Here is a 14,347-nt window from a genome sequence, read left to right as displayed (position 1 = left end):
CTCCAAGTAAATTATTGAAAAATTGACATGTGGAGTTTACATTTTATGTTTTTTGGTTTGGGCAGCATATTTTCTGCAAAAATTATTAACAAATACCTAATTTATTTGTAACTTTGCCCTTAAAAAGAATTATGACCCGTAAGCGTAAACCCTTACCCATGTTGGAAAACGTGACCATCGAAGCTGTGGCAGCCGAAGGCAAGTGTGTTGCCCATGTCAATGAGATGGCCGTATTCGTACCCTTTGTAGTACCTGGCGACATTGTTGATTTGCAGGTAAAAAAGAAGAAACACAAATATTGCGAAGCCGAGGCTGTCAGATTTATTAAATACAGTGCATTGCGCACCCAGCCCATGTGCGACCATTTCGGCATTTGCGGAGGTTGTAAGTGGCAGAATCTTTTGTATTCGGAGCAGCTAAAAGCCAAGCAACAGCAGGTCTATGACCAACTCTCGCGTATCGGGAAAGTTGAATTGCCCGAGTTTATGACCATTCTGGGTTCAGAAAAAACATGCGAATATCGCAATAAACTTGAATTTGGCTGCGCTAACAAGCGTTGGTACACCAAAGAGGAGGTAGCTGCATTGCCTCCAAGGACCGAAGATGGCCCAAGCAACTTGAGCGAACCGGCAATTGGATTTCATATTACTGGCGCTTTTGATAAGATTTATCCCATCTCCAAGTGTCATCTGATGGATGACTTGCACAATCAGATACGCAATGAGATACGCGATTTCACGCTTGCCCATGGTTATACCTATTATGATATACGTAATCAGGTAGGATTGCTGCGCGACATGGTTTTCCGCAACTCCAATACCGGCGAATGGATGCTTATTCTGCAGTTCCATTACGATGAGGAGGGCGACGAGCAGAAAGCCCTCTTACTGCTCAATCATATTGCAGACAAGTTCCCTCAACTTACATCCATATTCTATGTAGACAACCAGAAAGGCAACGATACGTTCAACGATTTGGAACTGACGCTGTTCAAGGGAAAGGACTTCATTTATGAAGCCATGGAAGACCTCAAGTTCAAGGTAGGCCCCAAGAGTTTCTATCAGACCAATACCGATCAGGCTTATCACCTCTACTGTGTAGCCCGTGACTTTGCCCAATTGTCTGGTAACGAGCTCGTTTACGACTTGTACACGGGAACGGGAACCATTGCCAACTTCGTAGCCAGACGTGCCCGCAAGGTGGTCGGCATCGAGTATGTTCCCGAGGCGATTGCCGATGCAAAGGTCAATAGCAAAATCAACAATATCGACAATACATTGTTCTATGCCGGTGACATGAAGGACATCCTTACCGATGACTTCGTCAAGGAGCATGGACGTCCAGATGTGATTATCACCGACCCCCCACGCGCAGGAATGCATCCTGATGTGGTAAATGTGATCCTTAACGCGTCGCCCGAACGCATTGTATATGTGAGCTGTAACCCTGCAACGCAGGCAAGGGACTTGGCGTTGATGGATGCTGAATATAAAGTGGCCAAAGTTCAGCCTGTGGACATGTTCCCCCATACGCCACATGTAGAGAATGTTGTTCTGCTGGTCAAGCGCACTTCTGAGAATAATAACTAAAATACGTAATATAAAATGAAGAAATCAATAATGCTGGCTATGGTTTTGATGACCGCCTTTGCCAGCTATGCGCAGAACAAACCTGCTTCTTGGATTAACAATGTAAAGCTATCGGGTTATGGCATCGTACAATACCAAAGTAGCAGCAAAGTTAATGACAAGTCCAACTCTTTCAACTTGAGATTGGCACGTGTAAGCCTCGATGGCCGTATACTTGATGACTTTTATTGGAAAGCCCAAATTCAGTTTAATGGCAACACCACGGATCTTGGCAATTCTCCCCGTGTCGTTGACCTTTTTGCGGAGTGGCAGAAATATGGTTACTTCAAGATAAAGGCAGGACAGTTCAAGCGTCCATTCTCTTTTGAGAATCCCATGCACCCAGTAGACCAAGGGTTCATGAGCTACAGCCAGATTACCTCCTCCATCGCAGGTTTCAATGACCGTGCTGGTGCCCACGCCAGCAACGGCCGCGATATCGGTGTCCAGTTGCAGGGCGATTTCCTGCCCAATGCCAACGGCCGCAACCTGCTTCATTACCAGGTAGGTGTATTCAATGGACAGGGTATCAACGTTAAAGATGTAGATCAGCGCAAAGACATCATCGGTGGAGTTTGGGTTATGCCTGTTGCAGGTATGAGAATCGGTGCTTTTGGTTGGACTGGCTCGTATGCCCGCAAACGCACAGTTGATACTGACCACGGTAAAGTCACAGAGATTTTGAGTTTGCCCCAACGCAGATATGCCTTTTCTGCAGAATATGTAACCAACGACTGGACATTCCGCTCTGAGTATGCCCACAGTACAGGCTTGGCTTTCAAGACACGCTATCAGAAGCCGGAGAATGCTACCGACTTCGAGCTTAGCAAGAACGGTGACAAGGCGCAAGGTGTCTACGCTCTGGTTATTGCCCCAATTATCAAGAAGAAGATGCACGCCAAAGCCCGTTATGATATGTATCAGCCCTCAGGCGATGCCTCCAAGCAGAAGACATTCTATGAGGTGGGCCTGGACTATGAGTTCTGCCGCAATCTCAAGTTGAGTGGAGAATATGCGTTTGTCAATGACCGCAGTCTGACCAAACATAATTATAATATGGTAGATGTAGAACTGGCTTTCCGTTTCTAAAGCCATCATTCCTATCATCCCGACCAGGAGGAAAGCATCGTTTGTTTTCCTCCTGTTTGTTTTCTTTCACCACTACCCTATTCTTCCTCTCGTTGTTCCTTGTGTCGAGGCTCACGCCCGGTTGGCTCATTTAGCCTGGCACCATGCCATACCAGTCGTTTCTTGTCGACATGTGACAGGTTGGCTATCTGGGGCAAATTGCGAGGCATGAAATGGCTAATGCAAACTGTGATTCAGATAATTCCAAACTTGAAATATCTGTTTTGTATTTTGAAGTCATTTAGTATTTGGCCCCTGGATAATTGTGGGTTACGGTTACACTTATAGCCTTCATGCGGGAATTAGTATTGTTAAAAAATAGCAAAACAATCACTTTTGCCTTTGATTTGTTTGCTAAATCAATTATATTATCTACTTTTGTAATCTAATACATTTAGACTTAGACAAAACTACCAATAACACATAAAAACTTTATACATGACTACGAATAACAATAGACATCATATCCATCATCACGAGCATTTGGATGAAGCCGAGATCTATAAAAGAAAGAACTTGAGTGCTGCTCAGCGCCGCAAGAAGTTAGCTAAAATTCTGTTTAGAGTCTTATGCGTGATAGCTGTCGCCATCACCTGTCTTGTCATCTACGTATATACTCATTAAGCAAGCATCTATCTTTGCCCTGTAGATATAATTAAAGGCTGATTTCTATACGTTTAGAAATCAGCCTTTAATAGTAAATAATCTATCTGCCTATGCTGTCATTTCCTTCAGCTTCTTGAGCAATGCAAACATTACCAATGCGCTGACGAGACAAAGCGCGATGAGGATACCCCAGTTGTACATCAGTGGTATTCTGTTCCACAACATAGATGGGATTGAGCTCAGGTAGTTACCAATGGCTGTGGCAACAAACCATCCACCCATCATAAGGCCCTTATACTTAGGAGGTGCAACCTTGGAAACAAATGAGATGCCCATAGGCGACAGCAACAGCTCTGCCAGTGTAAGGGTAAAGTAGGTAGAGATGAGCCATCCTGGAGACAGTATGCTCTGGGTCTTGTCGCCCAATGACATCGGCGAAATAAGGTCGGTAGATGCCATGGTGATGACGCCAAATCCAAGAGCGGCCACAAGCATACCCCATGCGATACGGGTTGGCGCGCTAACCTCTTTGCCCTTGTTGGCAAGAGCGCCGAAGAATGCCATGCTGAATGGGGTGAGTGCTACTACGAAGAAAGGATTGAACTGCTGGAAGTCTGATGGCTGTGCGTATGTAGGATTGTCCATTACTGCATAGAGAGCGTAGGCTCCAGAGAGCAGCAGAACGGTAGCGACACCACAGATAGCACGACTGCGAGTAGACTTGGATTGGAATGTTGCAAAACCGGTATAAACAGAGATGGCGATAAGAGCCAGACTGAAGATGTTGAATCCGATGCGCATAGTGCCGCTAACAGTCAGGTCGGTATACTTCTTCGCAAAGAATGTAAGAGCCGAACCGTTCTGGTGGAATGCCATCCAGAAGAAGATAACCACGGCAAAGACGAGCAGCAATGCCACGATGCGGTCTTTGGTCTGCTTGGGGGTCAACTCCTCTACGGCTACAGCCTGCTCCTTGGCCTGCTTGGCAGTGACATCGGCATGCTTGAACCATCCGCGGAAGGCGAAATAGATGACTGCTGACAGAATCAGAGATACACAGGCTACACCAAAGCAAAGACCGTATGCGCCAGAGAGGGCCTGGAGATAACTGGGGTCAGTGCTTGCTGCGTCATATTGGAAGCCATAGTGAGACAGATATACGTTGGTAATCCATTTAGCCATTGAGGGGGCAAACATTGCACCGATATTGATAGCCATATAGAAAAGGCTGAAGGCCGAATCACGACGTGATGAGTACTTGGGGTCGTCGTAGAGGTTACCTACCAATACCTGGAGATTGCCTTTGAACAAGCCGGTACCCAATGACACGCAAGCCAGTCCGCCAAACATGGAAATCTGTCCGATAGTATCGGCCTCTGTGGGGATGGCAAGACCCAGATAGCCGAGGAACATTGTGGCAAAACCAATGGTTACGCACTTGCCATAGCCAATCTTGTCGGCTATCATACCGCCAAAGAGCGGAGCAAAATAAACTACTGCCAGGAATATGGCATAAACCTGTCCGGCTTGTGACTCTGTCCATCCGAACTTAGCCTGCATAAACAGGGCAAAGATGGCAAGCATGGTGTAATAACCGAATCGCTCGCCAGTGTTGGCAAGAGCCAACGCATAAAGACCTTTAGGTTGTCCTTCAAACATAATTATTATTTTTTGGTTTTGGTTATATCAAACAGATAAGCAGCCTTGATGATTATATTGCCAAAGTTGGAGCTGCCAAAGTAATCGCGCTTGGAGTCGCCGTATATGTTGCCGAGTCCATAGTAGTATCGGGCCTCTACCAGGAAATGTCCTACCTTGGGTACGGTGTACTCCATGCCTGCTCCGACGGCAATGCCATAATCAAACTTGTTTTCTACGGCCATTGTGTCTTGTGCAACAACAGTGGAAACACGGTCATCCATATTGCAATCCTTAACATTAAAGTTGCTTTTGGTCTTCTCGCTGAGGTAGAAACCAAATTGTGGACCCAAATTCACAAAGAAACTGACGCCCTTGTATTCCTTTCCCCATGCCAAATGGGCCAATATGGGGACCTGTACATAGTTGATCGTACGGCTATAGTTTTCTGCCAATCCTGTGACGGGATTGATTACAGCCTGGTTGTTGATGTCGAGAATATCCTCCTTCCATCCCAACTGCGAATAGTTGACCTCCGCATATACTGAAGCAATGGTCTTGAAATATTTTTCGCATACATAGCGTATGGACAAACCACCTGTAAGGCCGCCATGATAACCTTGAGTCACCTTAGGGGTAAAACTGACATTGCTCAGGATATATCCGCCATTGACGCCCAATGTGAAATCGTTCCGATGTTCGCCTATCTGCGACATGACGGAAAGAAACGGCATCATGGCTAAACTTAAAATCAAATATAACTTCTTCATTAATATGTTATAGATTCTATCGTTTGGTCGTTTTTATAGTGAATTAACTGGAAACAGGCATTCTCCATACCTCCGTTAGTGTTCTTGTCAAAGTACAACTGGGTCTGAACGGGTTTCATGACTTGTTGCTTTTTTGTTCCGGAAAAGCTCTGTCCGTATTTGTGCAATCCATTGATGAAATATATGGCATGGTCGTAACCGGTCAAGGCAAACTTGGGGAGTGCCTGGATGGTCTCGGTCTTGAACCACTGTCGATAAAGGGCTTCTATCTGCTGGGTCGATTCGGACAAAGGATTGTAATAGAAAGTGGTAGGGATATATGCATCAAACTGATAATAATTGGCAAGATTGTATTTGGTGTACATAAGCCACTCAGTATAGCCAAAGACGGAAATCTGGACATTGGGTGCTGTCATCTTCAGACCATTGAGTTTGGCAAAAACAACATTAAGTTCTGGAGACCGTCCCGAATTAAGTACAACTACATTGGGGAGAGTACGGCTGAATGCCTTACCGAACTGCTGTTCAGATGATTTGATATTGGTAATGCTGTACTTGATGCCTTTGCTATCCAGCTGCTTTCTCAAACCGAATGTGAAAATGCCCTTCTTGCTGGTGCTGTCATTGCAATCTACAAAAATGGCGTGGTGCTTGGGGAAACGTTCCATAAAGGCATAGATAGCCTTCTCGTTGAGACGCTCGGGCGACTGGTAAACTTGGAAAATCTGGCTATTGTGTTTCACCTCGTCGCCAGTGATGGAAAATGGGATAACCATCTTAATCTTATATGTCTTGCAGAATTCGGCAAGATACTTGACCTGATTGGAATACAGCGGGCCAAAGATGATATCACAATTCTGGGCGCCCTTGTCGAGCAAAGTCTGGCGTATATCCGCATCTATCGGAACATTCCATGCGTGGATATCAACTGAGATATTTTGGGCTTTCATCTGCTCGCATGCCAAAAGGAAACCTCGGTAATACTCAGTCATGCGTTTTCCGTCGCCATCAACATTGTGCAGAGGCAGCATCATGCCTATTCTAATGGCTCTCGAGCGTATATCGATGTCTTTCTCTGTGCTCTTCTTGGATGGCTGCTGTACCTCTTTGGGCTGTGATACAAAGGGGATGAACACAATGTCACCCTTCTTCAATTGATAGCCGTCCTTCTTCATGTCAGGATTGGCCTCCATCAGCTGGTCAACGGTGATGCCGTATTTATGGGCAATGCCATAGATGGTATCTTTCTTCTTGGCCTTGTACAAGTCTTGCCAATTGCTTATCTGGGCATCGCAGACGGCACACGCCATAAGGAGCATGGGCAACAAAATATAGCGTAACAAACGTTTATTCATTATCTTTATGATTATTTCCATTTGCAAAAATACAAAAAAACTATTACTTCACTCCCAAAACTCTAAACTTTTTGTTAACTTTGCTATCTATTTTTAAGTTCATACACAATGAAGATAGCAAAATTAGTTTTTTTATTGCTAACACTTGGCATATTTGGTCCCGTCTATGCTACACCAGGAATGCCATCAATCGCCCCTTCGGTTGTATTTACAGATGCTGCTGGCAACGAGAGTACGGATAGTTATTTCTCCGGTTCGGCGCCTATAAAAGCGACCTTCAAGCTCAACCCCTCTGATGCGGACGGATGGACGGCGCATTACGAATGGCGCTTCTTCAAAGAAGGCAAAGAGAATGAGCCATATCTTGTGAGATATGAAGAAGATACAGAATACATATTTGCCGAATCGGGAGTCAATCATGTGGTATGCTACACGGTGTTTACCCTCGGGACAGACACGGTCAGATACGAAGCTGACTATTGGCGTGAGGCTCGCTTCACGGTAACCGTCTACGAAAGCAAACTCGAATTTCCAAACGCTTTCTCTCCCAATGGAGATGGTATAAATGATATCTATCGCGCCAAGCCTGGGTATCAGAGTATTGTAGAGTTTAAGGCCATTATCATCAACCGTTGGGGCCAGAAACTGTATGAATGGAACGATCTGGCAGGTGGCTGGGACGGCACATTCAAAGGAAAGGATATGAAAACCGGAACATACTACTGCGTCGTCAAGGCACGTGGTGCAGACGGCCGCGTATTCAATATCAAGAAGGATGTAAATCTCATGCGTGATTACATCGAAACCGAACATTAAAGAAGATATCTTCAGACCGATGAAAGTTAAGAAAGAAACTATAAATGTATGGGGGGCACGCGTGCACAATCTCAAGGATGTGGATGTCACAATTCCTCGCAACTCACTCACAGTAATAACAGGTTTGTCGGGTTCTGGCAAGTCTTCGTTGGCCTTTGATACCATATATGCAGAGGGTCAGCGGCGATATATCGAAACCTTTTCGGCATACGCACGCAATTTTTTGGGCAATATAGAGCGCCCCGACGTGGATAAAATTACCGGTTTAAGCCCTGTAATCAGCATTGAACAAAAGACCACCAACAAGAATCCCCGCTCAACGGTCGGAACTACTACCGAAATATACGATTATCTGCGTCTGCTCTATGCAAGGGCTGGTACGGCATATAGTTATTTGTCGGGAGAGAAAATGGTAAAATATACAGAGGAGCAGGTGATGGAAATGATATTCGAACAGTATATCGACCATCGCATCTTCATCCTCGCCCCCTTGGTCCGTCAACGCAAAGGACATTATCGCGAACTCTTTGAAAGCATGCGGCGTAAAGGATACCTCTATATACGCGTAGATGGAGAGATAAAGGAGATTGAGCGTGGCATGAAGGTTGACCGATACAAGAATCATAACATCGAGGTGGTTGTCGACAAACTGAAAGTACGTGGTAAAGACGACGAACGGCTCAAGAAAAGTGTGCAGATAGCGATGCGCCAAGGCGACGGCACGCTAATGATTTTTGACGAACACGATAATAGCATCAAGAATTACTCCAAGCGTCTTATGGACCCTGTAACCGGGTTGTCGTATGGTGAACCGGCTCCAAATATCTTTTCGTTTAATTCTCCTGAAGGCGCCTGCCCGCGATGCAAAGGTTTGGGTGTGGTCAACGAAATAGATTTAAACAAGGTAATACCCGATGACAAGCTGTCTATCCGTGATGGAGCAATATCTCCCTTGGGCAAATATAAGAACCAAATGGTATTTTGGCAGATTGATGCTATCCTGCAAAAATACGACTGTAACTTGAAGACGCCCGTATGTGATGTCCCACAGGAAGCCATGGACGAAATTCTCTATGGAACAATGGAAAACCTGAAAATTCCTAAAGAAGTGGTTCATACATCAAGTGATTACTTTGTCACCTTTGATGGTATCATCAAATACTTGCGTGACATCATGGATAATGATGACACATCGGCAGGACAAAAGTGGGCTGAACAGTTCCTGGCCACAAACGTATGTCCCGAGTGCCATGGATTAAGACTCAAAAGGGAATCCCTCTCATACAAGATTGGCGACCAGAATATCTCTGAAGTCGCCAATCTGGATTTGAATGAATTGGCAGAGTGGCTATCTAATATGGCTGAGGGCCTGTCGACAAATCAAAAAATAATAGCCAGCGAAATAATAAAAGAACTACGTACACGTGTTGGTTTTTTATTAAATGTGGGCCTTGACTATCTGTCGCTTAATCGTCAGTCGGCAACCCTCTCAGGTGGAGAAAGCCAGCGCATAAGGCTGGCCACGCAAATCGGAACAAGGCTTGTCAATGTTCTGTATATCCTTGATGAGCCAAGTATCGGCCTTCATCAGCGTGATAATCAGCGGCTCATCAATTCGCTTAAAGAACTGCGTGACCTGGGGAATACTGTAATCGTAGTCGAGCATGATGAAGATATGATGAGAGCGGCTGATTGGATAATTGACATCGGTCCCAAAGCTGGGCGAAAGGGTGGCCAAGTGGTGTTTCAGGGTACGCCCGAAGAAATGCTTCACCGCGATACAATCACGGCCAATTATCTGAATGGAATCCAGAGTATACAGATACCTGCTCAACGTCGTCGGCCTAATGGCAAGGCGATGGTATTGCACGGATGTACTGGCAACAATCTGAAAAATGTTGATGTCGAGTTCCCTCTTGGTGTCCTTACAGTTGTTACCGGTGTCAGTGGTTCCGGTAAATCTACACTGGTAAACGAGACTCTTCAACCCATATTGGCGCATCACTTTTATCGGGCATTAAAGAAGCCTATGCCCTGCTCTTCTATTGAAGGGTTGGAATACCTGGACAAAGTGGTAACCGTAGACCAAAGCCCCATTGGTCGTACACCGCGAAGCAACCCAGCGACTTACACCGGTGTATTCTCCGATATCCGCACCTTGTTTGTGGGACTCCCCGAAGCCAAGATTCGTGGTTACAAGCCCGGTCGCTTCTCATTCAATGTCAAAGGCGGCAGATGTGAAACTTGTGGAGGAAATGGATATAAAACAATAGAAATGAACTTCATGCCAGATGTGATGGTGCCATGCGAGACCTGCCATGGCAAGAGGTACAATCGTGAAACTCTAGAGGTAAGATATAAGGGCAAGTCCATTGCAGATGTTTTGGATATGACCATAGGCCAGGCGGTAGAGTTCTTTGAGAACGTTCCATCAATTTTGCCTAAAATCAAGACGCTGCAAGACGTCGGACTGGATTATATCAAGTTGGGACAGTCAAGCACTACCCTCTCTGGTGGAGAGAGCCAGCGTGTTAAACTCGCAACCGAGTTGGCTAAACGGGATACTGGAAAAACTCTGTATATATTGGATGAGCCAACTACCGGATTGCATTTTGAAGACATCCGAATATTAATGAATGTAATAGAGAAACTTGTCGACAAGGGTAATACAGTTATAATTATCGAGCATAATCTTGATGTCATTAAATTGGCTGATTATATAATCGATATGGGTCCTGAAGGTGGTCGAAACGGAGGCAGGGTGCTCGTAACCGGAACTCCCGAACAAGTGGCAGATTGCAAATTAGGATATACTTCAAAATACTTAAAGCTGGCATTGGCAAAATGACAAGTGCTGACCGAATGGGATTTGTGGTCGTTTTTAACACGTTGCATGTGGGGCGTTATAAAAAACGAGCATATATATTTTGTTCTACCCAAGAGTTTTTGTAACTTTGCACACTAAATTATAAATAAGGTATATACAAAAGATGATAACGCTTACCAACCTTGCCATTCAGTTTGGCAAACGAGTATTGTACAAAGACGTCAATATCAAATTTACTCCAGGAAACATTTATGGTGTTATTGGTGCCAATGGTGCCGGCAAGTCAACGCTGTTGCGCGCCATCAGCGGCGATTTGGAGCCCAATAAGGGAACTGTAGAACTTGGTCCTGGTGAACGCCTCAGCGTTCTTGAACAGGACCACTTCAAATATGATGACTACAGCGTAATGGACACTGTACTCATGGGGCATCAGCCCCTTTGGGAAAACATGAAAGAGCGTGAGCGTCTCTACTCTAAGCCGGAAATGACAGAGGAAGATGGCAATAAAGCAGCTGATCTGGAATTGAAGTTTGCTGAAATGAATGGTTGGGAGGCTGAATCTGATGCGGCTCAATTGCTCCAGAACTTGGGCATCAAGGAAAACTTGCACCAAAAGCAGATGGCCGAACTTGCCAATAATGAAAAGGTAAGAGTTATGTTGGCTAAGGCCTTGTTTGGCCATCCTGAGAATCTTCTTCTTGATGAGCCTACCAATGACCTCGATTTGGATACTGTAGAATGGTTGGAAGACTATTTGAGCGAAATCGACGAACGTCAGACAGTCTTAGTCGTATCGCACGACCGTCACTTCCTTGACTCTGTCTCAACTCAGACTATAGACATTGACTTCGGTAAGGTTACCGTTTTCTCTGGTAACTATAGTTTCTGGTATATGAGTTCACAGTTGGCTCTTCGCCAAGCCCAGAACCAGCGCATGAAGGCTGAAGAGAAAAAGAAGCAGTTGGAGGAGTTCATCCGTCGTTTCTCCGCGAACGTGGCCAAAAGCAAGCAGACTACATCACGTAAAAAGATGCTTGAAAAACTTAATGTGGAGGAAATCCGTCCTTCAAGCCGTAAATACCCAGGTATCATTTTCCAGATGGAACGTGAACCCGGAAATCAGATACTCGAAGTCGAGGGACTGAAAGCTACAGACAACGATGGTAACGTGTTGTTTGACAATGTCAGCTTCAATATAGAAAAGGGCCAGAAAGTTGTGTTCTTGTCACGCAATCCGAAGGCAATGACTGCGCTCTTTGAGATTGTAAACGGTAATAAAGAGGCTGATGCAGGTACTTTCAAATGGGGCATCACGATAACAACAGCCTACTTGCCCTTGGACAATACCGAATACTTCCAGAGCGATATGAATTTGGTGGACTGGCTGTCGCAGTACGGACCTGGCAATGAGGTTCAGATGAAGGCCTATTTGGGAAGAATGCTGTTCTCTGGTGAAGAAGTAATGAAGAAGGTAAATGTTCTTTCGGGAGGCGAAAAGATGAGATGTATGATTGCACGCATGCAGTTGCGTAATGCCAACTGTCTCATACTTGACACACCTACCAACCATTTGGACCTTGAGAGTATTCAGGCATTTAACAATAATCTTACTTCGTTCAAGGGAAATATCATTTTCAGTTCACATGACCACGAGTTTATTGAAACTGTAGCTGATCGCATCATTGAACTTACACCTAATGGAATAATAGACAAACTGATGAGCTATGATGAATATATTCATGATGAGCAAATCAAAGAACTCAAGGCAAAACTCTACGCAGAGTAGTGTTTGGCATGCTTTTTGTTATTCCAAAAGTAATAAAAGATAAGTATTATGAGTGAAGTAAAAGAAAACAAAGTTAACGAAGAAACGTCATCAGAGGCTAAAGATACCATCTCTTCTCAGGCTGCTGATGACTCTAAGAATACCTCAACAGAGAGTTCTGAAGAAGATGCAAAAGAATCTTTAGATGCTCTTAATAAGGAACTGGCCGAAACTAAAGACAAATATCTGCGTACCTTGGCCGAATTCGAGAATTATAAGAAACGTACCATCAGAGAGAAAGCTGAATTGATTCTTAATGGTGGAGAAAAGGTTATCACTGCAATTCTTCCTGTTCTTGATGATATGGAAAGAGCTATAACCAATGCTACCAAAATAGAAACTAAAGAGGCTCTTGAAGAAGGCTGGGAACTTATCGACCAGAAGCTGCATAAGACTCTCGAAGGGCTTGGTCTTAAGCGCATTGAAACGGAAAACTCTGATTTTGATGTGGATTTCCATGAAGCTATAGCCAAAGTCCCTGGTATGGGCGATGACAAGAAGGGTAAGGTCGTTGACTGTACCCAGACTGGCTATATGCTGAACGATAAAGTGATACGACATGCCAAAGTTGCTGTTGGCGATTAATACATTATTATATTAACGTATGGCAAAGCGCGACTATTATGAGGTGCTGGGCGTTAGCAAAAACGCAACTGAAAGCGAGATTAAAGCCGCTTATCGTAAGTTGGCTATAAAGTATCACCCCGACAGAAATCCAGATAATGCTGAAGCTGAAGAAAAATTCAAAGAAGCGGCAGAGGCTTATGATGTTCTTCACGATTCACAGAAGAGACAACAATACGACCAGTTCGGATTTAACGCACCTGGTGGCGGATTCGGAAGTGCCGGAGGATTCGGTGGAGGATTCTCTATGGATGATATCTTCTCTATGTTTGGCGATGTGTTTGGAGGACATGCCGGCGGCTTTGGTGGATTCGGTGGAGGTCGTCCGCAATACAGGGGTACTGACTTGAGACTCACTGTAAGGCTTTCGCTTCTGGAGATATCGACAGGCGTAACAAAGAAGTTCAAGGTAAAGAAGGACATTACATGCAGCCATTGCCATGGAACAGGCGCCGCGGATGGAAGTGGCAATACGACTTGTCCGACTTGTCAAGGTCGAGGCTATGTCGTAAAAACAGTTCGTACGATGCTGGGCATGATGCAGACCCAAACGGACTGCCCAACATGTCATGGCGAGGGTTCTGTTATCAAGAATAAATGTAAGGCATGTAACGGCACCGGCGTCGAAAAAGGCGAAGAAGTCGTTGAAATCAACATCCCTGCAGGAGTCGCAGAAGGAATGGTCGTAAATGTCTCTGGTAAAGGAAATGCCGGTCCACATAATGGAATAAACGGCGATATTCAAGTCTACATCAAAGAAGAGGAAAACGATACATTCGTCCGTGACGGTCAAGATGTCATCTATAACCTTCTGCTCGATTTTCCTACAGCTGCACTTGGTGGTGAAGTCTCAATCCCTACTATTGAAGGAAGTAAAGTAAAAATCAAGATTGAGCCTGGTACCCAGCCAGGTAAGACACTGCGCTTGCGCGGGAAGGGACTGCCTCATGTACAAGGATATGGAACAGGTCATGGCGACTTGGTTGTCAATATCAGTGTTTATGTTCCGAAAGGCTTGAGTAAGCAGGAACGCGCTGCAATTGAAAGTATGCGTGACAGTGATAATTTCAAAGGAGACGCAAGTACTAAGAAATCGATTTTTGACAAGTTCAAAAACTATTTCAGTTAAG

General features: G+C 44.9%; 10 protein-coding genes. 7 read left to right on the top strand and 3 right to left on the bottom strand.

Annotated features, from left to right (window positions below):
* The first annotated feature begins 131 nt into the window (after positions 1-131).
* Entirely contained in the window at positions 132-1,589 is a 1,458-nt protein-coding gene (gene rlmD, locus CIK94_RS03420) for a 23S rRNA (uracil(1939)-C(5))-methyltransferase RlmD (RefSeq protein WP_022311410.1), read from the top strand.
* Positions 1,590-1,604: 15 nt separating this feature from the next.
* On the top strand, positions 1,605-2,717 hold the full coding sequence (locus tag CIK94_RS03415; protein ID WP_094421307.1) for a porin: 1,113 nt from the start codon (positions 1,605-1,607) through the stop codon (positions 2,715-2,717).
* A gap of 753 nt (positions 2,718-3,470) precedes the next feature.
* Here CIK94_RS03415 and CIK94_RS03410 read toward each other — a convergent pair.
* Genes CIK94_RS03410 through CIK94_RS03400 form a run of 3 tightly spaced genes read right to left on the bottom strand, consistent with a single transcriptional unit; the run spans position 3,471 to position 7,125 of the window.
* Positions 3,471-5,021 (bottom strand): peptide MFS transporter, encoded by a 1,551-nt coding sequence (locus tag CIK94_RS03410; protein ID WP_094421305.1) that lies wholly within the window; start codon positions 5,019-5,021, stop codon positions 3,471-3,473.
* A 5-nt stretch (positions 5,022-5,026) separates the two neighbouring features.
* Complete coding sequence (locus CIK94_RS03405) at positions 5,027-5,770, bottom strand: porin family protein (RefSeq protein WP_094421303.1); 744 nt, start codon at positions 5,768-5,770, stop codon at positions 5,027-5,029.
* Positions 5,770-7,125, bottom strand: a complete 1,356-nt coding sequence (locus CIK94_RS03400) for a LysM peptidoglycan-binding domain-containing protein (RefSeq protein ID WP_094421418.1) — start codon at positions 7,123-7,125, stop codon at positions 5,770-5,772. Before CIK94_RS03400 ends, CIK94_RS03405 begins: the two co-directional genes overlap by 1 nt.
* 108 nt (positions 7,126-7,233) lie before the next feature.
* On the opposite strand from CIK94_RS03400, the gene CIK94_RS03395 reads away from it, so the two are divergent.
* The 5 genes from CIK94_RS03395 (at position 7,234) to dnaJ (ending at position 14,346) form a co-directional block, all read left to right on the top strand.
* Positions 7,234-7,941, top strand: a complete 708-nt coding sequence (locus CIK94_RS03395; RefSeq protein ID WP_094421301.1) for a gliding motility-associated C-terminal domain-containing protein — start codon at positions 7,234-7,236, stop codon at positions 7,939-7,941.
* A 19-nt stretch (positions 7,942-7,960) separates the two neighbouring features.
* Positions 7,961-10,789 (top strand): excinuclease ABC subunit UvrA, encoded by a 2,829-nt coding sequence (gene uvrA, locus CIK94_RS03390; protein WP_094421299.1) that lies wholly within the window; start codon positions 7,961-7,963, stop codon positions 10,787-10,789.
* Positions 10,790-10,931: 142 nt separating this feature from the next.
* A complete protein-coding gene (locus CIK94_RS03385) occupies positions 10,932-12,554 on the top strand; it encodes an ABC-F family ATP-binding cassette domain-containing protein (RefSeq protein ID WP_022311401.1) in 1,623 nt (540 codons plus the stop codon).
* Between the two features lie 48 nt (positions 12,555-12,602).
* Complete coding sequence (locus CIK94_RS03380) at positions 12,603-13,178, top strand: nucleotide exchange factor GrpE (RefSeq protein ID WP_022311400.1); 576 nt, start codon at positions 12,603-12,605, stop codon at positions 13,176-13,178.
* Between the two features lie 19 nt (positions 13,179-13,197).
* Positions 13,198-14,346: a molecular chaperone DnaJ gene (gene dnaJ, locus CIK94_RS03375; protein ID WP_094421297.1), complete on the top strand. Its 1,149-nt coding sequence runs from the start codon at positions 13,198-13,200 to the stop codon at positions 14,344-14,346.
* The last annotated feature ends 1 nt before the right edge of the window (position 14,347 follow it).

The organism is Prevotella sp. P4-51 (genome assembly GCF_002251455.1).
GTDB lineage: Bacteria > Bacteroidota > Bacteroidia > Bacteroidales > Bacteroidaceae > Prevotella.
This window is presented reverse-complemented; position numbering and strand designations above follow the sequence as displayed.